The organism is Bacillus sp. 11C, from assembly GCF_055486375.1.
This window is the reverse complement of sequence record NZ_JBUPVZ010000003.1, coordinates 335278-358965: the sequence shown is the minus strand read 5'-3', so window position 1 is coordinate 358965 and position 23688 is coordinate 335278. Positions and strand designations below refer to the sequence as shown.

General features: G+C 42.3%; 26 protein-coding genes and 1 other annotated feature. Of the genes, 20 read left to right on the top strand and 6 right to left on the bottom strand.

From position 1 onward, the window contains the following. Positions 1-19 precede the first annotated feature (19 nt). From ACY3LV_RS06870 to ACY3LV_RS06805, 14 genes are all read left to right on the top strand, one after another. Entirely contained in the window at positions 20-430 is a 411-nt protein-coding gene (locus ACY3LV_RS06870; RefSeq protein ID WP_010330699.1) for a cytidine deaminase, read from the top strand. Next, entirely contained in the window at positions 411-1316 is a 906-nt protein-coding gene (gene era / locus ACY3LV_RS06865) for a GTPase Era (protein ID WP_087990754.1), read from the top strand. Before ACY3LV_RS06870 ends, era begins: the two co-directional genes overlap by 20 nt. Positions 1317-1459: 143 nt before the next feature. Next, complete coding sequence (locus tag ACY3LV_RS06860) at positions 1460-1603, top strand: YqzL family protein (RefSeq protein ID WP_087990753.1); 144 nt, start codon at positions 1460-1462, stop codon at positions 1601-1603. Between the two features lie 36 nt (positions 1604-1639). Next, complete coding sequence (gene recO, locus ACY3LV_RS06855) at positions 1640-2407, top strand: DNA repair protein RecO (RefSeq protein ID WP_087990752.1); 768 nt, start codon at positions 1640-1642, stop codon at positions 2405-2407. Between the two features lie 39 nt (positions 2408-2446). Continuing rightward, positions 2447-2622, top strand: a binding site (T-box leader). A gap of 87 nt (positions 2623-2709) precedes the next feature. Next, positions 2710-3597, top strand: a complete 888-nt coding sequence (gene glyQ / locus ACY3LV_RS06850; RefSeq protein ID WP_333561564.1) for a glycine--tRNA ligase subunit alpha — start codon at positions 2710-2712, stop codon at positions 3595-3597. Further along, a complete protein-coding gene (gene glyS, locus ACY3LV_RS06845; RefSeq protein ID WP_464863568.1) occupies positions 3590-5629 on the top strand; it encodes a glycine--tRNA ligase subunit beta in 2040 nt (679 codons plus the stop codon). The genes glyQ and glyS overlap by 8 nt, the downstream gene beginning before the upstream one ends. Before the next feature lie 133 nt (positions 5630-5762). Next, positions 5763-6401, top strand: coding sequence for a transcriptional regulator CcpN (gene ccpN, locus ACY3LV_RS06840; protein WP_003237058.1), 639 nt, complete (start codon positions 5763-5765; stop codon positions 6399-6401). 25 nt (positions 6402-6426) lie between these two features. After that, on the top strand, positions 6427-7239 hold the full coding sequence (locus ACY3LV_RS06835; RefSeq protein ID WP_148962082.1) for a pyruvate, water dikinase regulatory protein: 813 nt from the start codon (positions 6427-6429) through the stop codon (positions 7237-7239). 255 nt (positions 7240-7494) lie between these two features. Then, a complete protein-coding gene (locus tag ACY3LV_RS06830) occupies positions 7495-7989 on the top strand; it encodes a YaiI/YqxD family protein (protein ID WP_087990748.1) in 495 nt (164 codons plus the stop codon). 33 nt (positions 7990-8022) lie between these two features. Then, positions 8023-9834 carry a DNA primase gene (gene dnaG / locus ACY3LV_RS06825; protein ID WP_458865925.1) on the top strand — a complete coding sequence of 604 codons (1812 nt, stop codon included), beginning with the start codon at positions 8023-8025 and terminating at the stop codon, positions 9832-9834. Positions 9835-10034: 200 nt separating this feature from the next. Beyond that, positions 10035-11150, top strand: coding sequence for an RNA polymerase sigma factor RpoD (rpoD, locus tag ACY3LV_RS06820; RefSeq protein WP_003226225.1), 1116 nt, complete (start codon positions 10035-10037; stop codon positions 11148-11150). A gap of 328 nt (positions 11151-11478) precedes the next feature. Next, on the top strand, positions 11479-11841 hold the full coding sequence (gene cccA / locus ACY3LV_RS06815; protein ID WP_087990746.1) for a cytochrome c550: 363 nt from the start codon (positions 11479-11481) through the stop codon (positions 11839-11841). A 254-nt stretch (positions 11842-12095) separates the two neighbouring features. Continuing rightward, a complete protein-coding gene (locus ACY3LV_RS06810) occupies positions 12096-12746 on the top strand; it encodes a tRNA (adenine(22)-N(1))-methyltransferase TrmK (protein WP_464863584.1) in 651 nt (216 codons plus the stop codon). After that, complete coding sequence (locus tag ACY3LV_RS06805) at positions 12739-13860, top strand: Nif3-like dinuclear metal center hexameric protein (protein WP_464863567.1); 1122 nt, start codon at positions 12739-12741, stop codon at positions 13858-13860. The genes ACY3LV_RS06810 and ACY3LV_RS06805 overlap by 8 nt, the downstream gene beginning before the upstream one ends. 225 nt (positions 13861-14085) lie before the next feature. Here the strand turns inward: ACY3LV_RS06805 and ACY3LV_RS06800 are convergent, their stop codons facing one another. Together ACY3LV_RS06800 and vrrA are read right to left on the bottom strand one after the other, a co-directional pair. Further along, the gene (locus tag ACY3LV_RS06800) at positions 14086-15030 is read right to left on the bottom strand and encodes a 4-hydroxy-3-methylbut-2-enyl diphosphate reductase (RefSeq protein ID WP_464863566.1); all 945 of its coding nucleotides are present in this window, start codon (positions 15028-15030) and stop codon (positions 14086-14088) included. Positions 15031-15152: 122 nt separating this feature from the next. Further along, a complete protein-coding gene (gene vrrA / locus ACY3LV_RS06795) occupies positions 15153-15875 on the bottom strand; it encodes a VrrA/YqfQ family protein (protein ID WP_464863565.1) in 723 nt (240 codons plus the stop codon). Positions 15876-16043: 168 nt separating this feature from the next. Between vrrA and cshB the strand changes: the two genes are divergently transcribed. Next, the gene (gene cshB / locus ACY3LV_RS06790; protein WP_464863564.1) at positions 16044-17360 is read left to right on the top strand and encodes a DEAD-box ATP-dependent RNA helicase CshB; all 1317 of its coding nucleotides are present in this window, start codon (positions 16044-16046) and stop codon (positions 17358-17360) included. 9 nt (positions 17361-17369) lie between these two features. Further along, positions 17370-18263, top strand: coding sequence for a deoxyribonuclease IV (locus tag ACY3LV_RS06785; protein WP_333561569.1), 894 nt, complete (start codon positions 17370-17372; stop codon positions 18261-18263). A gap of 24 nt (positions 18264-18287) precedes the next feature. On the opposite strand, the gene ACY3LV_RS06780 is transcribed toward ACY3LV_RS06785, so the two are convergent. Beyond that, positions 18288-18542: a DUF2624 domain-containing protein gene (locus ACY3LV_RS06780; protein ID WP_010330680.1), complete on the bottom strand. Its 255-nt coding sequence runs from the start codon at positions 18540-18542 to the stop codon at positions 18288-18290. A 115-nt stretch (positions 18543-18657) separates the two neighbouring features. Here ACY3LV_RS06780 and ACY3LV_RS06775 point away from each other — a divergent pair, with 115 nt between their 5' ends. Then, entirely contained in the window at positions 18658-19539 is an 882-nt protein-coding gene (locus ACY3LV_RS06775) for a YitT family protein (protein WP_333561570.1), read from the top strand. A 132-nt stretch (positions 19540-19671) separates the two neighbouring features. Beyond that, positions 19672-20109, top strand: a complete 438-nt coding sequence (gene zur / locus ACY3LV_RS06770; protein WP_464863563.1) for a zinc uptake transcriptional repressor Zur — start codon at positions 19672-19674, stop codon at positions 20107-20109. Positions 20110-20146: 37 nt separating this feature from the next. Here the strand turns inward: zur and ACY3LV_RS06765 are convergent, their stop codons facing one another. Then, a complete protein-coding gene (locus tag ACY3LV_RS06765) occupies positions 20147-20728 on the bottom strand; it encodes a hypothetical protein (RefSeq protein ID WP_087990738.1) in 582 nt (193 codons plus the stop codon). A gap of 132 nt (positions 20729-20860) precedes the next feature. On the opposite strand from ACY3LV_RS06765, the gene ACY3LV_RS06760 reads away from it, so the two are divergent. After that, positions 20861-21247, top strand: coding sequence for a DUF308 domain-containing protein (locus ACY3LV_RS06760; RefSeq protein WP_333561571.1), 387 nt, complete (start codon positions 20861-20863; stop codon positions 21245-21247). Positions 21248-21271: 24 nt separating this feature from the next. Here ACY3LV_RS06760 and ispG read toward each other — a convergent pair whose 3' ends face one another. Together ispG and ACY3LV_RS06750 are read right to left on the bottom strand one after the other, a co-directional pair. Then, positions 21272-22405 (bottom strand): flavodoxin-dependent (E)-4-hydroxy-3-methylbut-2-enyl-diphosphate synthase, encoded by a 1134-nt coding sequence (gene ispG, locus ACY3LV_RS06755; RefSeq protein ID WP_333561572.1) that lies wholly within the window; start codon positions 22403-22405, stop codon positions 21272-21274. A gap of 121 nt (positions 22406-22526) precedes the next feature. Further along, positions 22527-22826: a LysM peptidoglycan-binding domain-containing protein gene (locus ACY3LV_RS06750; protein WP_148962074.1), complete on the bottom strand. Its 300-nt coding sequence runs from the start codon at positions 22824-22826 to the stop codon at positions 22527-22529. Positions 22827-23050: 224 nt separating this feature from the next. Between ACY3LV_RS06750 and ACY3LV_RS06745 the strand changes: the two genes are divergently transcribed. Next, on the top strand, positions 23051-23479 hold the full coding sequence (locus ACY3LV_RS06745) for a cell wall-binding protein (protein WP_333561573.1): 429 nt from the start codon (positions 23051-23053) through the stop codon (positions 23477-23479). The last annotated feature ends 209 nt before the right edge of the window (positions 23480-23688 follow it).

The window sequence follows — 23688 nt, the reverse complement described above, 5'->3', positions numbered from 1 at the left end:
AAGAGAGGAACATGTACACATGAACAGACAGGAATTGATAACAGAAGCATTAAAAGCACGTGATATGGCGTATGTGCCGTATTCCAAGTTTCAAGTCGGAGCCGCTCTTCTTACCAAAGATGGAAAAGTGTACAGAGGCTGCAACATCGAGAACGCGGCATACAGCATGTGCAATTGCGCTGAGCGTACCGCTTTATTTAAAGCTGTTTCTGAAGGGGATACAGAGTTTCAGATGCTGGCCGTTGCGGCTGACACCCCTGGTCCGGTATCTCCGTGCGGAGCATGCCGCCAGGTGATTTCTGAGCTTTGCACAAAGGACGTTATTGTCGTGATGACTAATTTACAAGGACAAATAAAAGAAATGACTGTGGAAGAATTATTGCCAGGCGCATTTTCATCGGAGGATTTACATGACGAACGAAAGCTTTAAATCAGGATTTGTATCTATTATTGGAAGACCAAACGTTGGAAAGTCTACATTTTTAAACAGAGTCATTGGACAAAAAATCGCTATCATGAGCGATAAGCCCCAAACGACGAGAAACAAGGTGCAAGGAGTTCTGACGACAGGTACATCACAAACTATCTTTATTGACACACCAGGGATTCATAAGCCTAAGCATAAGCTTGGGGACTTTATGATGAAAGTGGCGCAAAATACATTAAAAGAAGTCGATTTGGTCTTGTTTATGATCAACGCCGAGGAAGGCTACGGGAAGGGCGACGAATTCATCATTGAGAAATTGCAGAATATGTCCACGCCTGTATTTTTAATCGTAAACAAAATTGACAAAATTCATCCCGATCAATTGCTACTGTTAATTGACGAATACCGCGGACGTTATCCTTTTAAGGAAGTTGTTCCGATTTCTGCTCTAGAAGGAAATAATATCGAAACATTGCTCACTCAGATTGAAGCGTATTTGCCGGAAGGACCGCAATTCTATCCGAGTGACCAGGTAACCGACCACCCGGAGCGCTTTATCATTTCCGAACTCATCAGGGAAAAAGTGCTGCATTTGACAAGAGAAGAGATCCCGCACAGCATTGCGGTGGCCATCGAATCAATCAAAGGGCAGGACAATGGTTCTGTACACGTAGCGGCGACGATTGTGGTCGAACGGGATTCCCAGAAAGGCATTGTGATCGGGAAAAAAGGAAGCCTGCTGAAAGAGGTCGGAAAAAGAGCGAGAGCGGATATTGAAGCATTGTTAGGCTCCCGTGTCTACCTTGAATTATGGGTCAAAGTGCAGAAAGACTGGCGTAATAAAATGTCCCAGCTGCGCGATTTTGGTTTTAAAGAGGATGAATATTAATCTCTCGCTGTGTCATTATCTCACAGGATCAGGGATACATTAACAAATTTTGTTTAACATGAAATGGAGGACATCTGGTCAAGATAAAGGTAAGAATTTGGAGTTTAGGTAAGCTAGTTTAACTACAGAAAGGTGGGTTTCTTGTGTTGAATTTTACCTGGAACGTATTTTCTCAAACAGGAAATGTTGATACGTATCTTCTTTTTAAAGAACTGGAAAAAGAGAACATAGAAAGACCCGAAGAACTAGAAGATGAGCTAGCCCGATTTGATTATCCAATTTTATAAACCTCTTGGCCGCTCCTGCTTTAGGAAGGTGCGGAAATGCTGACAAAATGTGAAGGAATCGTTCTTCGCACAAATGATTACGGAGAGACGAATAAAATCGTTACTTTACTGACAAGAGAACACGGAAAAGTAGGTGTTATGGCAAGAGGCGCCAAAAAAACGAACAGCCGTTTATCAGCAGTCAGCCAGCCCTTTTTGTATGGTTCATTCTTAATGCAAAAAACAACCGGCCTCGGAACACTTCAGCAGGGTGAAATGATCCTCAGCATGAGAGGCATCAGGGAAGATTTGTTTTTAACAGCATATGCTGCATATATTACCGAGTTAGTCGACAGAGGCACTGAAGAAAAAAAGCCAAACCCTTATTTGTTTGAATTTATTTTAGAATCGCTTAAACAGCTGAACGAAGGAACAGACCCAGATGTTATCATCTTTATCGTTCAAATGAAAATGCTCGGTGTCATGGGGCTGTATCCCGAGCTCAATCACTGTGTGCATTGTAAAAGCCAGGATGGGAGCTTTCATTTTTCTATCCGTGATAACGGTTTTATTTGCCACCGTTGTTTTGAAAAAGATCCTTACAGGGTTCCGATTAAACCGCAAACGGCAAGGCTGTTGAGACTGTTTTATTACTTCGATCTATCAAGGCTGGGCAATGTCTCCTTAAAACAGGAAACAAAAGCTGAATTGAAGCAAGTGATTGATTTATATTATGAAGAATACTCAGGGTTATATTTAAAATCAAAGCGCTTTTTAGATCAAATGGAGAGCATGAAACATCTTATGGGTGAAAACAAAAGTTGACATCTGGTCCATCTTTTTATATGATCATTTATTATAAAATATGTTGCAGTGAGAGAAAGAAGTACTTGCGTTTACCTCATGAAAGCGACCTTAGGGCGGTGTAAGCTAAGGATGAGCACGCAACGAAAGGCATTCTTGAGCAATTTCAAAAAAAGAGGCTGGGATTTTGATCTCAGCAACTAGGGTGGAACCGCGGGAGAACTCTCGTCCCTATGTTTGCGGCTGGCAAGCATAGAGACGGGAGTTTTTTGGTTGCCGCCGCAGTCATCTGATAAAGGAAAAGTAAAGTGGAGGTGCTTGAAATGAATATTCAAGACATGATTCTAACCTTGCAGCAGCATTGGTCCGGTCAGGGCTGTGTGCTTATGCAGGCTTACGATGTAGAAAAAGGGGCCGGCACGATGAGCCCGTATACATTTTTGCGCAGTATCGGCCCTGAGCCGTGGAAAGTGGCTTATGTAGAGCCTTCCAGACGGCCTGCCGACGGCCGCTACGGGGAGAATCCGAACAGACTGTATCAGCATCATCAGTTCCAGGTTATTATTAAACCGTCTCCTGATAACATTCAAGAGCTGTATTTAGATTCCTTGCGCGCTCTTGGAATTGATCCGCTTGAGCATGATATTCGCTTTGTTGAAGACAACTGGGAGAACCCGTCTTTAGGCTGCGCGGGTCTTGGCTGGGAAGTATGGCTTGACGGAATGGAAATTACACAATTTACGTATTTCCAGCAGGTCGGAGGACTAGAGTGTAAACCAGTTTCTGTAGAGATTACGTACGGAATTGAGCGTCTCGCGTCTTATATCCAGGATAAAGAGAATGTTTTCGACTTGGAATGGACGTCAGGGTTCACAGTAAAAGATTTATTCATGATGGCGGAATACGAGCATTCCGTTTATACGTTTGAAACGTCAGACGTCGATATGCTGTTCCAATTGTTCAGCACGTATGAAAAAGAAGCGATTAAACAAATGGATAACGGGCTTGTTCATCCAGCATATGACTATGTGCTAAAATGCTCGCACACCTTCAACCTGCTTGACGCCAAAGGTGCGATCTCAGTTACCGAGCGGACAGGCTATATCGCAAGAGTGCGGAATTTAGCGAGAAAAGTAGCAAAAACCTATTATGAGGAACGAGAAAAACTAGGGTTCCCAATGCTTAAAGGGGAGGGTGCTTCTCATGAGTAAACAGGATTTATTTTTAGAGATTGGATTAGAGGAAATGCCGGCGCGCTTTTTAAATGACAGCATGGTTCAGATTGGAGAGAAGCTGACAGGCTGGCTGAAAGAAAAAAATATCACTCACGGTGAAGTGAAGCTCTTCAATACGCCTAGACGTCTAGCTGTATTCGTAAAGGATGTAGCAGAAAAGCAGGATGATATAAAAGAAGAAGCAAAAGGGCCAGCGAAAAAAATTGCTCTTGATGCAGACGGGAACTGGACAAAAGCGGCAATCGGCTTTTCAAAAGGCCAAGGCGCAGACGTGAAAGACCTGTACATCAAAGAAGTAAAAGGTACAGAGTATGTATTTGTACAAAAATTCCAAGCCGGACAAGAAACGAAGTCGCTTCTGCCGGAACTGAGCGGTTTGGTTACGAGCTTGCACTTCCCGAAAAACATGCGTTGGGGAAATGAAGATTTGCGTTATATCCGGCCAATCAAATGGATTGCCGCTTTATTTGGACAGGATGTCATTCCATTTTCGATCACAAACGTTGAGTCTGGCCGGACAACACAGGGACACCGTTTCCTCGGACATGAAGTGTCAATTGAATCACCTTCTTCCTATGAAGAGCAGCTGAAAGAACAGCATGTCATCGCTGACCCTAACATCCGGAAACATATGATTCAATCTCAGCTGGAAGCGATGGCAGCAGAAAACAATTGGAACATTCCAGTAGACGAAGACCTTCTTGATGAAGTGAATCATTTAGTAGAATACCCGACAGCTCTTTACGGTTCATTTGAATCTGAGTTTCTGACAATTCCTGAGGAAGTGCTTGTCACGACAATGAAAGAACATCAGCGCTACTTCCCTGTCAAAGACAAAAACGGTGATTTGCTGCCTCACTTTATCACAGTCCGAAACGGAAACAGCCACGCGATCGAAAATGTAGCCCGTGGCAATGAAAAAGTGCTGCGCGCGCGTTTATCTGATGCTTCATTCTTCTACAAGGAAGATCAGAAATTAAACATTGATGCAAATGTGAAGAAGCTTGAAAACATTGTTTTTCATGAAGAGCTTGGTTCTCTTGCTGATAAGGTCAGAAGAGTCACTGCAATCGCAGAGAAGCTTGCCGTCCGTCTTCAGGCTGATGAAGATACATTAAAACATGTGAAGCGGGCTGCTGAAATTTCTAAATTCGATCTTGTCACACATATGATATACGAATTCCCTGAGCTTCAAGGAATTATGGGTGAAAAGTATGCGAAAATGCTTGGAGAAGATGAAGCTGTGGCTGCGGCAGTAAACGAACACTATATGCCTAGATCAGCAGGCGGAGAAACGCCTTCTACTTTCACCGGAGCTGTTGTAGCAATGGCGGATAAGCTAGATACAATCACTTCATTCTTCTCTATCGGCGTTATTCCGACTGGTTCACAGGATCCTTACGCCCTGCGCCGCCAAGCGAGCGGTATTGTTGCGATTCTTCTTGACCGCAACTGGGGAATTTCGTTTGAAGAGCTGCTTACTTTCGTACAAACGGAAAAAGAAAATGAACTGCTGGATTTCTTCACTCAGCGTCTGAAATATGTCTTGAATGCTGAACAAATCAGACACGATGTCATCGACGCCGTGCTGGAAAGCTCTAAGCTTGAGCCGTACTCAGCGCTGCATAAAGCACAAGTGCTGGAACAAAAGCTTGGTGCACCAGGCTTTAAGGAAACAGCGGAAGCATTAGGCCGAGTCATCTCTATCAGCAAAAAAGGAGCCCGCGGAGACATTCAGCCTGATCTGTTTGAAAATGAATACGAAGCAAACCTGTTTGATGCCTACCAAACAGCGAAGCAAAACCTGCAGGAAAACTTCAGCAAAAAAGATTACGAGGCGGCGCTTGCTTCACTTGCAGCCTTAAAAGAACCAATCGATGCTTACTTCGACCATACAATGGTTATAGCACATAACGAGACATTAAAGGCAAACCGTTTAGCGCAAATGATAAGCTTGGCGGATGAGATCAAGTCCTTTGCGAATATGAATGCCCTTATTGTAAAATAAAGATAGAAAAGGCGGTTGCTGTGTGATCGGTAATCGTCTTTTCCCCATTTATAAGTTTTTTTGTTTGATTACAAGATATTTACGATATAATATGGATTATTATTTCTTTACATAGATATGAAGTGAAAAGGTGGTGAGTACGATCGAACTAAATAAACGGCAAGAACATATTTTGCAGATTGTAAAAGAAAACGGGCCGATTACAGGGGAGCATATTGCAGAAAAGCTGAACCTAACCAGGGCAACATTGCGTCCGGATTTAGCCATACTCACCATGTCAGGATTCCTCGAGGCGCGCCCGAGAGTCGGTTATTTCTACACAGGGAAAACCGGCACCCAGCTTTTGGCAGATAAACTCAAAAAGCTTCAGGTGAAAGACTTTCAATCTATCCCCGTTGTGATTCACGAAAACGTTTCTGTGTACGATGCGATTTGCACCATGTTTTTAGAAGATGTAGGTACTCTGTTTGTGGTGGACCGCGATGCTGTTTTAGTCGGGGTGCTTTCACGAAAAGACTTGCTGAGAGCGAGCATTGGCCAGCAGGAGCTTACATCTGTCCCTGTTCATATCATCATGACCAGGATGCCGAACATTACGGTGTGCAGACGCGAGGATTATGTGATGGACATTGCAAAGCACTTGATAGAAAAACAAATTGATGCACTGCCTGTTATCAAAGATACCGATAAAGGCTTTGAAGTGATCGGCAGAGTGACAAAAACGAATATGACAAAAATACTTGTCAGTTTATCAGAAAATGAAATCCTATAACATCGCAAACTAACGGGGGGATAATATGAATAACCGCATCATCTATGTCGTATCGGATTCTGTCGGTGAAACGGCTGAATTGGTAGTAAAAGCAGCACTCAGCCAATTTAACGGGTCAGCGGACGATACACATGTCAGAAGAATTCCTTATGTTGAAGATATAGGCACGATCAATGAAGTGATTTCACTCGCCACTGCAGACGGCGGCATTATCTGTTTTACACTCGTGGTGCCGGAAATAAGAGAATATTTGATTGCAGAAGCGGAAAAAGCAAATGTTTTATATTATGATATTATCGGCCCGTTAATTGATAAAATGGAAACGGCCTACGGTTTAACAGCGAAATACGAACCAGGGCGGGTGCGCCAGCTTGATGAAGACTATTTCAAAAAAGTGGAGGCCATCGAGTTTGCAGTTAAATACGATGATGGACGGGATCCAAGAGGGATTTTAAAAGCTGATATCGTTTTGATCGGCGTATCGAGAACGTCTAAAACACCGCTGTCTCAATATCTCGCCCACAAGCGCCTGAAGGTTGCCAATGTTCCGATTGTTCCTGAGGTTGACCCGCCGGAAGAACTCTTTAACGTTGATCCGAAAAAATGCATCGGTTTAAAGATCAGCCCGGATAAACTGAATCATATCAGAAAAGAACGGTTAAAATCACTCGGACTTAATGACAAAGCGATCTATGCAAATATCAACAGAATCAAAGAGGAACTGGAATATTTCGAAAAGATTGTGGACCGGATCGGATGCCAGGTTGTTGATGTTTCAAATAAAGCGGTTGAAGAAACAGCGAATATTATTCATCATCTCAAAACAAAAAACATGTAACTCAGGACGCTCTATCCTGGGTTTTTGGCTATGCCAAAAGGGAATAATGAAAAACAATAGCATCTTTGGGAAGTTTGTATTATAATAAAAAATTGTGATAAAATGATTAATTTTAGGTTTAAGGTTCGTGTGATACGAATAAACTATTATGGGTAAGATGTCAAGAATTTCTCCCGGAAATTTTTCGACAAATTCATATACATCCGCAATGATCTAAAGGATGTGCGATTTTGCTTGCTTTTATGCAGGAGTTTAATGGAGGGATGGAGAATTACTCTTCTTAATGAACAAGAAAAGACGATTTTTGTCGATGCTGACGCTTGTCCGGTAAAAGATGAAATTTTACAAACAGCATCCGATTATGACGTTCAAGTTCTTTTTGTCGCTTCATTTGAACATTATCAGCTTTCCAGAAGCAAGGAAGAAATATGGAAGTATGTTGATCCTCATAAAGAAGCTGCTGATTTATATATCGCAAATCACGTAAAAACGGGAGATATTGTTGTGACGCAGGACATCGGATTAGCATCCCTGCTACTGAACAGAAATGTCTCAGTTATGTCGGAAAGAGGGCGTCTTTACAAAGAAGATACGATTGATTTTGCTCTTGAGAGCCGTCATTTTTCCGGTAAACAAAGAAAAAAAGGCATATACGCCAAAGGGCCTAAAAAATTAAATAAAGAAGATCGAGAACGATTTATTACACTGCTGCAAAAAATCCTGTCGAACGATGAAGGGATTTTGCACTAAAGCATCGAATAATGTACGACGGAGTGTTATAAGATGGGAAATCGGATACCAGATGAAATTGTGGATCAGGTGCAAAAGTCGGCAGATATCGTTGAAGTCATAGGTGATTATGTTCAATTAAAGAAGCAAGGCCGAAACTACTTTGGACTCTGTCCTTTTCATGGAGAAAGCACACCTTCGTTTTCCGTATCGCCCGACAAACAGATTTTTCATTGCTTTGGCTGCGGAGCGGGCGGCAATGTTTTCTCTTTTTTAAGGCAGATGGAAGGTTATTCTTTTGCTGAGGCGGTTTCTCACCTTGCTGACAAATACCAAATTGATTTTCCAGATGATATAACAGTTCATTCGGGAGCCCGGCCAGAATCTTCTGGAGAACAAAAAATGGCAGAGGCTCATGAGCTCTTGAAGAAATTTTACCATCATTTGTTAATAAATACAAAAGAAGGTCAAGAGGCACTGGATTATCTGCTTTCAAGGGGTTTTACGAAAGAGCTGATTGATGAATTTCAGATCGGCTATGCTCTTGATTCCTGGGACTTCATCACGAAGTTTCTCGTAAAGAGAGGCTATAGTGAGGCGGAAATGGAAAGAGCGGGTCTTCTGATCAGACGTGAAGACGGGAGCGGATATTTTGACCGTTTCAGAAACCGGGTCATGTTTCCGATCCATGATCATCACGGGGCTGTTGTTGCTTTCTCAGGCAGGGCTCTTGGCAGCCAGCAGCCTAAGTATATGAACAGTCCTGAAACACCGCTCTTTCATAAAAGTAAACTACTTTACAATTTTTACAAGGCCCGCCTTCATATCAGAAAGCAGGAAAGAGCGGTCTTATTTGAGGGATTTGCCGATGTCATATCGGCCGTAAACTCGGGTGTGAAAGAGAGTATAGCCACGATGGGAACGTCTCTGACAGATGATCATGTCAAGATCCTTAGAAGAAATGTCGAAGAAATCATTCTTTGCTACGACTCTGATAAAGCCGGATATGAAGCCACCTTAAAAGCTTCTGAGCTTCTCCAAAGTAAAGGCTGCAAAGTCAGAGTTGCAATGATTCCTGACGGATTGGACCCTGACGATTATATCAAAAAGTTCGGCGGGGAAAAATTTAAAAACGACATTATCGATGCCAGTGTCACCGTGATGGCGTTCAAAATGCAATATTTCCGAAAAGGAAAGAACCTGTCCGATGAAGGTGATCGCCTGACTTACATTAAAGCTGTACTGAAAGAAATCAGCACGCTTAAAGGATCGCTTGAGCAGGAAGTCTATGTAAAACAGCTTGCTTCAGAGTTTTCGCTTTCACAGGAGTCTTTAACCGAGCAGCTGACTGTTTTCAGCAAGCAAAGCAAACCTGCTGACAATGGCGGTGAAACGAAAACACGGCGTGCGCATCTGACGACAAAGGCAAGGCAAAAACGTCTGCGTCCGGCGTATGAAAATGCAGAAAGGCTGTTACTCGCCCACATGCTTCGAGATCGGAGCGTCATTAAAAAAGTGATTGACCGGGTAGGCTTTCAATTTAATATTGATGAGCACCGCGCATTAGCCGCCTATCTTTACGCTTTTTATGAGGAGGGAGCCGAGCTTACGCCTCAGCATCTGATGGCCAGGGTGACGGATGATCATATAAGCCAGCTCTTGTCTGATATTTTAATGCTTCAGATTAATCAAGAACTCAGTGAAGCCGAGTTATCAGATTATGTAAAAAAAGTGTTGAATCACAGAAATTGGTCAATGATAAAAGAAAAAGAGACGGAAAGAGCCGAAGCCGAAAGGCAAAAAGATTTTTTAAGAGCTGCTTCTCTTGCTCAAGAAATCGTTACATTGAACCGATCTTTAAAATAACTGGAAAAACTGGTGAGAAGCGTTTTATTGGCAATGATTCCTTGCGGAGGAGCAAATAGATCGCTTGACCTCATCATGAATTGTCATTTCATTATTCGCACATTATTAAAGGCAGTTCACATAGAAAACGCCTGAATGGACCGAATAAGAATCATACCGCTTATAGAATTCGTTGCAAGCTTTGGAAGGAGGGATCCATAATGGCTGATAAACAAACCCACGAGACAGAATTAACATTCGATCAAGTAAAAGAGCAATTAACAGAGTCTGGTAAAAAACGTGGCGTTTTGACATATGAAGAAATTGCCGAGCGTATGTCCAGCTTTGAAATTGAATCAGACCAAATGGATGAGTATTATGAATTTTTAGGTGAACAAGGTGTTGAATTAATTAGTGAGAATGAAGAAACAGAAGATCCTAATATTCAGCAGCTTGCCAAAGCCGAAGAAGAATTTGACCTTAATGACCTAAGTGTACCGCCGGGTGTCAAAATCAATGACCCAGTTCGGATGTATCTAAAGGAAATCGGCCGGGTTAACCTTCTATCTGCAAAAGAAGAAATCGCCTACGCTCAAAAGATTGAAGAAGGTGATGAAGAATCTAAACGCAGATTGGCTGAAGCGAACCTGCGGCTTGTTGTCAGTATCGCAAAACGGTATGTCGGACGCGGAATGCTGTTCCTTGACCTGATTCAAGAAGGCAACATGGGTCTGATGAAAGCCGTTGAAAAATTTGATTACCGCAAAGGTTATAAATTCAGTACGTATGCTACGTGGTGGATCAGACAGGCGATTACTCGCGCCATTGCCGATCAGGCGAGAACGATCCGGATTCCCGTTCATATGGTTGAAACCATTAATAAATTGATCCGTGTGCAGCGTCAATTACTGCAAGATTTAGGCAGAGAACCGACACCTGAAGAAATTGCGGAAGATATGGATTTAACACCTGAAAAAGTACGCGAAATCTTAAAGATCGCACAAGAGCCGGTATCGCTGGAAACACCGATCGGTGAAGAGGATGACTCGCATCTTGGTGATTTTATTGAAGACCAAGAAGCAACTTCACCTTCAGACCATGCCGCATATGAGCTGTTGAAAGAGCAGCTGGAAGATGTACTTGATACGTTAACTGATCGTGAAGAAAATGTATTGCGTCTTCGATTTGGTCTTGATGACGGCCGTACAAGAACACTAGAAGAGGTCGGCAAGGTATTTGGAGTAACGAGAGAGCGTATTCGACAAATCGAAGCTAAAGCGTTGCGGAAACTTAGACATCCTAGCAGAAGTAAACGTTTGAAAGATTTCCTGGAATAAGATGGAACGGGTCTTGTAGATCCGTTCTTCTTTTTTATCAAAAAGATATATGGATAATATGCCTTTATTTTACTGAAAAATGGTGTCATTTGCAAATGAACATTGTGGTGAAAAATTTCAAATATGAATCCATATTTTATATTGTAAGCGTATACAATACATTATACAATAGAATAAAATAGATATCGGAGAAATAGGCATGTTTCTATTCAATTTTGTATAAAGTGTGAATAAAAAACTTTTGTACAGCAATCCATTTACTTTTTGTAAAATTAAGTTAGAATTAGAAGTGTTTACATAGGGGAAGGATCAAAAAGGGGGAAGGGAAATGAAATGGAATCCGCTTATTCCATTTTTACTGATCGCTGTTTTAGGTATTGGTCTGACTTTCTTTTTAGCAGTAAAGGGGCTTGATGATTCTCGAGAGATTGCAAGCGGCGGAGAAAGCAAATCTGCTGAAAAAGAAGATGCAAACGCTTCACCTGAGGATATTTACAAGGCAAACTGTATCGCGTGCCATGGTGAAAATTATGAAGGTGTTTCAGGTCCGAGCTTAAAAGGTGTAGGCGATAAGAAAGATGTCGCTGACATTAAAACCAAGATCGAAAAAGGCGGTAACGGAATGCCTTCTGGTCTTGTTCCGCCCGATAAGCTGGATGATATGGCAGAGTGGGTGTCAAAAATTAAATAAAAGATCTATCTTTCTCCTTATACGTTCTCAGGCCGCCGAGATATTCTCGACAGCCTTTTATTTTTATCTGCCGTGTGCAGAGCCGTCTCAAAAGAAAACACTGAAAATCATTCACTCAGCTTGGATTCCGGGCTGATTTTTTATATGATAGAAAAGGAAAAAATGATTGAGAAAAGTTGTGATGACAAGTGAACGAATTAAAATTATCGAATCGATTGCAAACAGTAGCGGAGTACATACCGAATGGAGCGGTGATGGCCGATATCGGATCTGACCACGCTTACCTTCCTTGTTATGCGGTGCTGAATCATAAAGCCAGCGGGGCAATTGTCGGAGAAATAACAGACGGCCCGTTTTTGTCCGCCAAGCGGCAGGTTGAAAAATCAGGCTTAGCCCCGCACATTTCTGTAAGGCAGGGAGACGGCCTGGAAGTCATTAAAAAAGGTGAAGCCGATGCCATTACGATTGCGGGAATGGGAGGATCTTTGATCGCGCACATTTTAGAAGCGGGTAAAGACAAATTAACAGGGAAGGAACGGCTTATTTTACAGCCGAATATTCATGCTGTTCATATCAGGGAGTGGCTTTATAAAGAAGGATATGCGCTGATAGATGAGGTGATCCTTGAAGAGGACGGAAAGTGCTATGAGGTGCTTGTCGCCGAAGCGGGAGACAGAGATTCGGCTTATGCCGATATTTCCTTATCAGCCGGAATGCTCGTCGGCCCTTTCTTGGCAAAAGAAAAGAATGCTGTATTTTTGAAAAAATGGACACAAGAGCTTCAGCATACAGAAAGCATTTATAAACAGATCAGCCGAGCTTCAGGTACAGAACAAAACAAACAAAAATTAAAGGAGCTCTCCGATCGGATGGAGTTGCTAAAGGAGGTTATCGATCGTGACTAAAACTGTAAATGGGCAGCAGATCATCCAGCTGTTTGAACAATTTTCTCCGAAAGCCTATGCGGTCGAAGGCGATAAAATCGGCTTGCAAATCGGAACCTTAAACAAACCGATTAAAAATGTAATGGTTACGCTTGATGTGTTGGAGAGCGTTATCGATGAAGCCATTGAAAAAGAGGTTGATTTGGTTATCGCACACCATCCTCCTATTTTCAGGCCCCTAAAGCATATTTCAACAGATCAGCCAGCCGGAAGGTTAATTGAAAAGTGTATGAAGCATGATATCGCTGTTTATGCAGCTCACACAAATTTAGACGTTGCGGACGGCGGCGTGAATGATTTGCTTGCTGAAGCATTAGAGCTGAGTGAGACGGAGGTGCTGGTGCCTACTTATACTGATCCTCTTAAAAAGCTGGCCGTATACGTGCCGAAGGAATATGAAGAGCAGGTCAGAGCGGCGCTCGGAAATGCGGGAGCCGGCCATATCGGCGAATACAGCCATTGTGCGTTTTCGTCTGAAGGAATCGGCAGCTTTAAGCCATTGGACGGCGCTAAGCCTTTTATCGGTGAAGTGGGAGAGCTTGAGCTTGTTCATGAAGTTAGGCTGGAGACTGTGTTTCCTAAAAGCATTGAAAAAGCTGTTATAAACGCAATGATCAAAAGCCATCCATATGAAGAAGTAGCTTACGATATCTATCCTGTCGAGCAGTCTCCAGCTGAAAAAGGGCTAGGCCGTGTCGGAACACTTAAAAATGAGATGACGCTCAAGGAATTCGCTTTATTTGTGAAAGACAAGCTTGAAGTCAATGGTGTCAGAATGGTGGGTGAAGCTGACAGCATGGTGAAGAAGGTGGCTGTTCTTGGCGGGGATGGCAACAAGTATATTCATCATGCGAAACGAAAGGGCGCCGATGTTTACGTCACAGGAGATTTATACTTCCATGTGGCCCATGATGCGATGATGCTTGGCCTGAATGTTGTTGATCCGGGCCATTACGCGGAAAAAATTATGAAAGAAGGCGTCACGAGAAAACTAACATCCATGTGCAATGATAAAAAGCTGGATGTGAATATCTTTGTTTCTGAAACAGATACAAATCCATTTGCATTTCTATAAAAAAACTGAGGCTTTTTACAGCCTCAGTTCAGCGTGTCGACAAACCCTCGCATTCGTTGTCAGGCCTGCGCGTCGGTGCTCACGAATTCCTACATTCGCTGTGCTCCGATGCTCGTCCTTCCTAGACTTCAAGGGTTTTCAATCACGCTGAATAGATGACAAAGTCATAAAACAAAAACCGTTTTATGACTTTGTCAACAATTTGAACTGAGGCTTTTTACAGCCTCAGTTTTTTGCTTTTACTTTCGGGAGTATTTTTTTGAGCGGTACACTGTGTTCAGTTGTCCAAGTTAATGGATCTTCATGATCATACTGCTCCAAAAAGCGAATGACTTCTTTTGTGATCGGCGTTGGTGTTGAAGCTCCCGCAGTAACAGCGACGGTATTAACGCCTTTCAGCCATTCGAGCTTTAATTCGCTTAGGTCGCCAATTCGGTATGCTTTAGTGCCTGCTATTTCCTCCGACACTTGAGCGAGCCTATTGGAATTGTTGCTCTTCGGGTCGCCGACAACGATTGTTAGATCCGCTTTTTTCGCCTGTTCTGATACAGCTTCCTGCCGTACCTGAGTAGCGAGGCAAATCTCTTGGTGATATTCGACATGAGGATATTTCTCTTGTACAAGCTCCATAATGTCGTGAACATCCCATTGAGACATCGTTGTTTGATTGGTCACGATTAATTTCTCTGCTTTGATATCGAGGTTTTTCACATCTTCTTCTGTTTCAACTAAGTGAACGATCTCAGGGGCTACGCCAACGGCTCCTTCAGGCTCTGGATGCCCTTTTTTGCCGATGTAGATGACGTGATATCCTTTTTCTTTCATTTCTAGAATTAAAGTATGAGTTTTCGTCACATCCGGACATGTAGCATCTATTGCGACTAATCCTCTCTCGTCGGCGATTTTTCTGACCTCGGGAGAAACACCATGCGCAGTAAAAATCACAGTTCCTTTGTCAACCTGCTTCAGGATATCCAGACGATTAGCGCCGTCTAAAGTAAAGATTCCTTCCTCTTCAAACGCATCAGTGACGTGTTTATTATGAACAATCATCCCGAGTATATAGATGGGTCTTGGCAAGCTCTTATCAAGTGACGCGTTCTTGGCAATAACCATAGCATCAACAACGCCATAGCAATAGCCGCGCGGCGATATTTTAATTACGTCCATTTTCGGTTGTCCTCCAATACTGAAGTGAGTAAAGGCAATATAAAAAGCCGTAATCAAACGGCTCTATTCTTGCATTCTTCTGATCTCATTATAGCCAATCTCACTTCAGATATCAAAGAATGTTAAATATATAATCTCGGCTTTGAACTGCCTGATGTTCTTTTTGAAGAAGGAGAGGCGGCTTCATTTTTCTTCGGGGCAGATGTTTTTGATGTGTGTTCTTCTCCGTCAGGTTTTTTTGATTTCTTGGGGAGAGAAGAACTTTTTGGTTTTGATTTTTTGTTTCCGCCTGAGGTCTTTACCTCAGCTTCGTTCTCTGTTTCTGAGGTTTCTTCCGAATCTGTTTGTTTTTCATTTTCCTCATTGCTCTCTGTATCATCACTTTTACTTAATTGGCTGTACAGCTTCATCATTGCTGGCAGGTTGCGGACTAACGGGCCGTACTGCTGGATCATGGGAGTGACTTGCTGCGCCATGCCGAGCACTTTTTGCACATTCCCGAGCATACTGGATAAAGATGCAGGATTGGCGATATTTTGAATCCCTTGGAGACTTGAGCCTCCGCTCGCTGTGGAGCCAGCTCCAGGAACCCCGGCGCCGCCAGCGCCTCCTCCTCCGGGTAAGAACCTTGACAGCATTCCTTTTATGCCTCCGTCCGCACCATTTCTCGCCCCGGCATTTGCCTGAGGAAGAAATTGTCCGGATTGCTGAAAACCTTGCTGCTGCGGTCCAAATGAAGGTCTTCGCATATTAGGCGGTCTTCTGCCCATCATTTGCTGATTTGGCATGGGGCGGGGCGGTCCGGGCTGCGGGTAATTTCTCATCGGCTGCTGTGGTGAAAACATACTTGTACCTCCTTTCAGCTCTCTCTGCTATTAGAATATGCATGTGCTTCGGTATTTGCTTTATATAACCGAATAAAACAAAAGCCTTGCAAACGTGGTGTTTTTAAGCAAGATCGGGTATAATGTAATGATGGATACATAATGTGCCGCTTTAAGGAGCTGGGAAAAATGAAAGAAACTAAATTTGAAGTATATGAATTGAAACCGTTTATTATAGATGCAGTACACCGCCTTGGTTTTTACGAACCGACTGATATTCAGAAAAGGCTGATTCCTGCAGTGTTAAAAAAAGAAAGCGTCATCGGCCAGTCACAGACGGGAACCGGAAAGACTCACGCTTATTTACTGCCCTTATTAAACAGAATCGATCCTGCTAAGGATGTCGTTCAGGCTGTCATTACGGCTCCGACAAGAGAGCTTGCCAACCAGATTCATCAGGAAGCACTTAAAATCACCGAGGGTGAAGAAGGCAGTCAGATTCGCTCGAAATGTTTTATTGGAGGCACAGATAAACAAAAATCGATTGATAAACTGAAGACACAGCCGAATCTTGTCGTTGGTACGCCCGGTCGGATTGCCGATTTAATCAAAGAACAGGCGTTAAGTGTTCATAAAGCAGAATCCCTCGTTATTGATGAAGCGGATTTAATGCTGGACATGGGATTCATTGCGGATGTAGATTACATTGGTTCCCGCATGCCTGAGGATCTGCAGATGCTTGTGTTCTCAGCGACCATTCCGGAAAAGCTGAAACCATTTTTGAAGAAATATATGGAAAACCCAAAATACGCCCACGTGGAGCCAAAACAGGTGACTGCTGCGAAAATCGAGCATATTCTCATTCCTTCGAAACATCGTGACAAGGACAAGCTCCTTTTTGACATCATGTCTCATCTGAATCCATACTTGGGCATTGTGTTTGCCAATACGAAAAACACTGCTGATCATATCGCTCAATATCTGACTGGCAAGGGCATGAAAATCGGGCTGCTGCACGGCGGATTAACGCCTCGAGAGCGGAAAAAAGTCATGAAGCAGATTAATGATTTGGAATTCACTTATATCATTGCAACTGACCTTGCCGCGCGAGGCATTGATATTAAAGGTGTCAGCCATGTGATCAACTATGAGCTGCCGGATGATCTCGATTTCTATGTTCACCGTGTGGGCAGAACAGCTCGCGCCGGCTCATCAGGACAAGCGATGACCATTTACGAGCTTTCTGATGAGGATGCATTAGCCAGACTTGAGAAAATGGGCATCGAGTTTGATTACTTAGAGCTTGAAAAGGGCGAGTGGAAAAAAGGCGATGACCGCCAGCGCCGCAAAAAACGCAAAAAAACGCAGAACGAAGCGGATGAAATAGCACATCGTCTCGTGAAAAAGCCGAAGAAGGTTAAGCCTGGATATAAAAAGAAAATGAGCTACGAGATGGAGAAAATCAAGAAAAAACAGAGAAGAAACCAATCTAAAAAAAGAAAGTAGGGGAACCTGTTGTTGAGAATAGGCTCACACGTCTCTATGAGCGGGAAACATATGCTTCTGGCTGCAAGCCAGGAAGCAGCCTCTTATGGGGCGAACACGTTTATGATCTATACAGGCGCACCGCAAAATACGCGCCGGAAGAAAATTGAAGATTTAAATATAGAAGCTGGCCGGACACACATGCAAGAAAACGGCATTGACGAGATTATCGTACATGCGCCTTATATTATTAATATTGGCAACACGACAAACCCGTCCACTTTTGAGCTGGGTGTCGACTTTCTTCGTTCTGAAATTGAACGGACAGCGGCCATCGGAGCGAAGCAGATTGTGCTTCACCCGGGCGCTCACGTAGGAGCGGGAGCTGAAGCAGGCATCAAAAAAATTATTGAAGGCTTAAATGAAGTAATTGATCCGAATCAAAATGTCCAGATTGCATTAGAAACAATGGCAGGAAAAGGATCAGAGTGCGGCAGAAGCTTTGAGGAGCTTGCACAGATTATTGATGGCGTTACACACAATGAGCTTTTGTCAGTATGCTTTGACACGTGCCATACACATGATGCCGGATATCAGATTGTCGAAGACTTTGACGGAGTGCTGAATGAGTTCGATAAAATCGTTGGCATTGACCGTATTAAAGTGCTGCATATTAATGACAGCAAAAATGTCAAAGGCGCAAGAAAAGACCGACATGAAAACATCGGCTTTGGTGAAATCGGATATGACGCACTGCAATATGTTGTTCATCATGAGCAGTTAAAAGACATTCCAAAAATCCTTGAAACACCGTATGTCGGTGAAGATAAAAAGAATAAAAAACCGCCATACCGCTTTGAGATTGACATGCTGAAAGAAAAACAATTTGATGACACAATGCTCGAAAAGATTTTACAGCAATAAAAAATGGGGGCTATCCCCCATTTTTTAGCTTGTGAATTGTTTGAATAGTTCATTAACGGTTTGCGCTGTTTCTTTTGATGTAATTGCCTCTACTTGTTTCAGCAGCCGCATTCGTTCATTCTCATTAAAGATGTTCACATTTTTCCCGTATAACAGGTTTGCTACTTCAATGGCCTGCGGTCTTGTTAGGCTGATTCCGTATTGTTTTGAGTACTTCAGCAAATCGTCAGCAGTAGCCTGATTAAGTCGCTGCAAAATAATTCTTTGAAATAAAATCATCGACCATTCCACCTCCAAACTTAATGTATGGGCAAATCATCAAAATGTGTCAGTGTTTAATGGTAAAATAGATTTATAATATATTTAAAATAGTTATTGCAGGAGAGGAGATTTTATGACCCCAACAAAACAGCATAAGAGAGAAACATTTTTCCACTTTATGTTCAGGGTCTTCATGATTCTGGCAGGAGCTGCATCTGCGGCTGTTAGTATCGAATTATTTTTAATCCCCAATCATTTTATTGATGGCGGAATCATCGGTGTATCACTTATTTTAGACCATCTCTTCATGTCAACTCCCGTTTTGAATTTCGCTATATTTGTTGTCATTTTAAATATTCCTTTTATGATCTTCGGTTATAAATATATTGGTAAGACCTTCCTTGTCTCTACGGTGATTGGGATTGTCGGGCTTGCCGTTATTGAATCCTCGCTTCACCATGTAGAAGCCATTACAACTCAACCTATTTTGGCGACTGTTTTCGGCGGTCTTTTACTCGGCTTTGGCGTCGGGCTCGTTATTCGAAACGGAGGTTCAATGGATGGTACGGAAATTCTCGGGATTTTACTGACGAAAAAGCTGCCGTTTTCAGTAGGTGAGTTCGTTATGCTTATCAATGTATTCATTTTCATTTGGGCTGGTTTTGTGTTCGGTCCTGAGCAAGCAATGTACTCTTTCATGACTTATTATATTGCGATGAAAACCATTGATGCCGTGATCCAAGGGCTTGATGAAACAAAAGCTGTCATTATTGTGTCAGATCAGTATGATGAGATTTCCGACGCGATTTTGCACCGTCTCGGTCGAGGAACAACCAAGCTGAAGGGAAAAGGCGGATATACTGACGAAGAAAAGGACGTGATTTACGCGGTTGTCACTAGACTGGAAGTGACAAAGCTAAAAACGATCGTGTTTGAAGTTGATCATAACGCCTTCATTACCATTATGAATACTCATGAAACGAGAGGCGGGAAATTCAAAAACGCTATCCACTAGGCTTTCATTTACTTTTATTCATTTTATGGGTATAATTTTATCTGCGGTAAAGAAAATGGCTTGCTGGTCAGACAGCTGCCATTTTCTTTTTCATACATGTGTTCTTAAGCAAAGTGAAAAGGGGGACCCTTCATGAACGTACAAGAAGCGTTGAACCTACTGAAAGAAAATGGGTATAAATATACAAATAAACGGGAAGATATGCTGCAGCTTTTTGCTGATTCAGACAGGTATCTTACCGCTAAAAACGTACTGTCTGCATTAAATGATGATTATCCCGGCTTAAGCTTTGATACAATCTACAGAAACCTTTCTTTATATGAAGAACTAGGTATTTTGGAAACAACTGAGCTGTCCGGTGAAAAGCTCTTCCGATTTAAGTGTTCGTTTACCCATCATCACCATCACTTTATTTGTCTTGCCTGCGGCAAAACAAAGGAAATTGAGTCATGTCCGATGGACAAGCTTTATGATGATTTAGATGGCTATCAGGTCAGCGGGCATAAATTTGAGATTTACGGCACATGCCCTGATTGTACAGCGGAAAATCAAGAAAACACGACTGCGTAATTGTATATATGAGAAAAAGGAGCCCAGGGCTCCTTTTTCAGTTATTGACACGTATCAAATGATGTTTGTTTTTGTTCATCCATTGAACGGCTTCCAGCCAGTTGCTGACTCTGATGATGTTCGAATCAATTGGAAGCTGATTATAGGGGGAATTGAATAAAATCACCGGTATATCGGCTTCTTTCGCAATCATCATTGCGTTTCCGTGATGATCCTCGAAAAACAAGTCGATGTTATGATTTTTGACTGCCTCAACTTTATGATGGCCGCCAACGAGTTCGATATGGTCGAAATGAATGTTTTGTCTGTCAAACCATTCATAGGTAATATCAGTTAAATGAGTTCGCCTCGCTGTAATATAAATAAGCTTGTGCTCCTCTTTGAGGAGGTCAAGTGACTGTTTTGCGTGCTGCGCAAGCATTGCTTCCTTATATATGATCGCTTCATTTTGATTCATCCAATCCCAAAATTCTTCCTGCGTAATGTTTAACAGCTTTGTCAAATCATAATCCGTCATATCTTCTAATGAAATGGAAAGATTAAACGAGCGGTTCAAATAAGGGACGAATGTATCCTGAGCCGTGATTGTGCCGTCAATATCTATTCCTAAGCGTAACATGCCCACACTCCTTCAGTTTCATCCTTTCAAGTGTAACATAAACAATTAACATTACCAGAAAAGTTTAGCAAACATGAAACGGGTAAAATGGTTCAAACTATAAAAGCTCCTTTAATAAAACAGAAGGGGGAATTGAAGGTGGCAGATTACGAAAAACGTGACAACAACAGTTACTATGTTGACCATGGTTCTGAAGGAACAAATGTTACCCGCGACAATGATGGTTTTTTTGAGGAAACGGCTGCTGAAATCGCAGAGCCTTACCGTGCTGCTGATCGCAACAATGATCGAGACAATGACCGCAGCGGCGGCAATGTCAATGAAGGACGGGGAATGGGATATATTGCGTTAGCCTTGTCCATTATTTCATTGTTTGTACTGCCTGTTTTATTGGGAGCTGCCGGTATTATTGTCGGCTATATCGCAAGAAGAAGAGGTACTCAGGGCTTGGGAGCTTGGGCGATGGGTATCGGTGTCGTTTCATTAGTGCTTGGAATATTTATTATTCCGTTTTTTTAACATAAAAAGCTTGACGGGTTCCCGTCAAGCTTTTTGTGTCTCTTCTTTTGATTTAGCTTTTTCAGCTTCAAGCTTTGCATAGTGTTCCTCAGCAAGAATGTCGATTTCCTTCTTGAGTTCCTCTACCATTGTTTCCTCTGGAACTTTACGGACAATTTTTCCTTTCCGGAATAACAGTCCTTCACCGCGTGCGCCGGCGATCCCGATATCGGCTTCTCTAGCTTCACCCGGTCCGTTTACGGCACAGCCAAGAACAGCAACTTTGATCGGCGCTTTTATCTTAGAAATATACTCTTCCACTTCGTTGGCGATGCTGATGAGGTCAATCTCAATACGGCCGCAAGTCGGACATGAGATGAGTGTGGCAGCATTAGAGGCTAAGCCGAAAGATTTCAGAAGCTCCCTTGCTACTTTTACCTCTTCCACAGGATCTGCGCTTAATGAAATACGCAAGGTGTTTCCGATGCCCTTGCTTAAAATCGCGCCGAGTCCTGCTGCGCTCTTAACTGTGCCGGCAAACAGCGTTCCTGACTCGGTGATCCCAAGGTGCAGCGGGTAATCAAATGCTTTCGACGCTTTTTCATAAGCCTCGATCGCAAGGTTGACATCAGATGCCTTCATGCTGACAATAATATCGTGAAAGTCAAGGTCTTCAAGAATTTTAATGTGGTGAAGTGCGCTTTCTACCATTCCGTCGGCTGTCGGATAACCGTATTTTTCTAAAATCCGTTTTTCAAGTGAACCGGCGTTTACTCCGATTCTGATCGGAATCCCTTTTTCTTTCGCCGCCTTAACGACCGCTTCGACTTTTTCACGGCGGCCGATATTGCCAGGATTGATTCGGATCTTATCAGCGCCGCCTTCAATGGCTTTTAACGCAAGCTTATAATCGAAATGGATGTCAACAACGAGCGGAATGGAAATCTGTTTTTTAATATCTGCAATGGCGTTTGCCGCCCGTTCATCCGGACATGCTACCCGAACGACTTGGCATCCGGCTTCAGCCAAACGGTTAATTTCCGCAACCGTTGCTTCCACATCATGTGTTTTTGTTGTTGTCATGCTTTGGATGACAACTTCATTGTTGCCGCCTATTGTTAAAGGTCCCACTTTGACGGGACGCGTTTTTGTACGATGTGTGATTTCACTCACTTGCAATCGCTCCTTAATTGTAGTTGCCGCTTCTAGATGTAACAATTCTAGTATGGTTTATGTGAATTTATTTTACAAATTACATTGTAACAGTGTCTTCGCCAAACTGACAAGAAATTAACGTTAATTAAGGGTAGACCGGGAATTTGTACGCTATTCCCGCTTGAATGGCGTTGGCCCTTACATTTGGATTCAGTGCTTCAAAATCCTTTACAATGTCGTCAGGAGAACCTGCTGATCCGACAATTGACATAACCGTGTCACCCGGCTTAACCTTCACCGTTTTATACGCTGGTCCTTGTGCAGCCGTTTTTGCTGATGCTTCATAGACAGGGAGGTCCTGAATGGGTATTGTTCCAATTTTAAGATCATAAAAAAGAATAAAAAGAATAAAAACAATGCTGCATACAAAGGTGAGACGCTTCATCGCTTTTCCTCCCGCATACAAGATTTTATACCATCGTATGCTTGTCCGTTTTAATCCATGACAAAAGAAAAGAGACTGCGAATGGAATTTCTTAGATTAAACATGATCTTAAGAGAAATAGAATAAAAAGGGTCTTTTATAATATAAATGTTATATTCCATTATTTACAATGAATGATAGATTTGTTACGATAATTATGTAATAGTTTAAAGGAGGATTCAAAAATGAAGCAAGGAAAATTTTCATTGTTTTTAACTTTGCTGCTTATGTTAACTTTAGTAGCGATGCCTAAAGAAAAAGCAGAGGCGGCAAGTAGTGGTTGGCAACCAGTAAGTGGTATCTCTGGTTGTAAGATAAGAGTCATTACAGATGCTTATACATATACTAAGCGTGCAACATCTATTGATGCTTATGCCGAAACAAATGGAAAATGCGGTAAACTATATTATAATGACTTTGGTATATCCATAGTTGAGGGAGGACCGATCGGGCATCACTATTCAGGGTACTTTTCAAATAGAACCCCAACCAAGAAGTTCTACTTCAGTAAATTGCCAAAACCAACAGGAGTCTCTTGGTCAGTAGGATTATCCGTACATAAGGGAAAAGCCTATGATGCTGCATCTGTATATATAAATCCACAAAGAAGATAATAGTGTAAAACATATAAGAAGTCTATTGGAATACAACTTAAATACTTGGTATGTTATTGCTAGATGCCTATTGGTATCTAGCTTTTTTGAAATTTATTTAATTTATAGTTAAGTAATCTTCTTTTTATAAGTGGAAAATAAATTTGCTAACCGCGTCAATCACATGGGTCTAATAATTTGGAGTTTGCTAAGAATAAAGCTCTAAATAC

Coding starts and splice junctions, on each gene's coding strand:
- ACY3LV_RS06870 (WP_010330699.1), top strand. CDS start 20: ATGAACAGACAGGAATTGATAACAGAAGCATTAAAAGCACGTGATATG.
- era (WP_087990754.1), top strand. CDS start 411: ATGACGAACGAAAGCTTTAAATCAGGATTTGTATCTATTATTGGAAGA.
- recO (WP_087990752.1), top strand. CDS start 1,640: ATGCTGACAAAATGTGAAGGAATCGTTCTTCGCACAAATGATTACGGA.
- glyQ (WP_333561564.1), top strand. CDS start 2,710: ATGAATATTCAAGACATGATTCTAACCTTGCAGCAGCATTGGTCCGGT.
- glyS (WP_464863568.1), top strand. CDS start 3,590: ATGAGTAAACAGGATTTATTTTTAGAGATTGGATTAGAGGAAATGCCG.
- ACY3LV_RS06835 (WP_148962082.1), top strand. CDS start 6,427: ATGAATAACCGCATCATCTATGTCGTATCGGATTCTGTCGGTGAAACG.
- ACY3LV_RS06830 (WP_087990748.1), top strand. CDS start 7,495: ATGGAGGGATGGAGAATTACTCTTCTTAATGAACAAGAAAAGACGATT.
- dnaG (WP_458865925.1), top strand. CDS start 8,023: ATGGGAAATCGGATACCAGATGAAATTGTGGATCAGGTGCAAAAGTCG.
- rpoD (WP_003226225.1), top strand. CDS start 10,035: ATGGCTGATAAACAAACCCACGAGACAGAATTAACATTCGATCAAGTA.
- cccA (WP_087990746.1), top strand. CDS start 11,479: ATGAAATGGAATCCGCTTATTCCATTTTTACTGATCGCTGTTTTAGGT.
- ACY3LV_RS06810 (WP_464863584.1), top strand. CDS start 12,096: ATGGCCGATATCGGATCTGACCACGCTTACCTTCCTTGTTATGCGGTG.
- ACY3LV_RS06800 (WP_464863566.1), bottom strand. CDS start 15,030: ATGGACGTAATTAAAATATCGCCGCGCGGCTATTGCTATGGCGTTGTT.
- vrrA (WP_464863565.1), bottom strand. CDS start 15,875: ATGTTTTCACCACAGCAGCCGATGAGAAATTACCCGCAGCCCGGACCG.
- cshB (WP_464863564.1), top strand. CDS start 16,044: ATGAAAGAAACTAAATTTGAAGTATATGAATTGAAACCGTTTATTATA.
- ACY3LV_RS06780 (WP_010330680.1), bottom strand. CDS start 18,542: ATGATTTTATTTCAAAGAATTATTTTGCAGCGACTTAATCAGGCTACT.
- ACY3LV_RS06775 (WP_333561570.1), top strand. CDS start 18,658: ATGACCCCAACAAAACAGCATAAGAGAGAAACATTTTTCCACTTTATG.
- zur (WP_464863563.1), top strand. CDS start 19,672: ATGAACGTACAAGAAGCGTTGAACCTACTGAAAGAAAATGGGTATAAA.
- ACY3LV_RS06765 (WP_087990738.1), bottom strand. CDS start 20,728: ATGTTACGCTTAGGAATAGATATTGACGGCACAATCACGGCTCAGGAT.
- ACY3LV_RS06750 (WP_148962074.1), bottom strand. CDS start 22,826: ATGAAGCGTCTCACCTTTGTATGCAGCATTGTTTTTATTCTTTTTATT.
- ACY3LV_RS06745 (WP_333561573.1), top strand. CDS start 23,051: ATGAAGCAAGGAAAATTTTCATTGTTTTTAACTTTGCTGCTTATGTTA.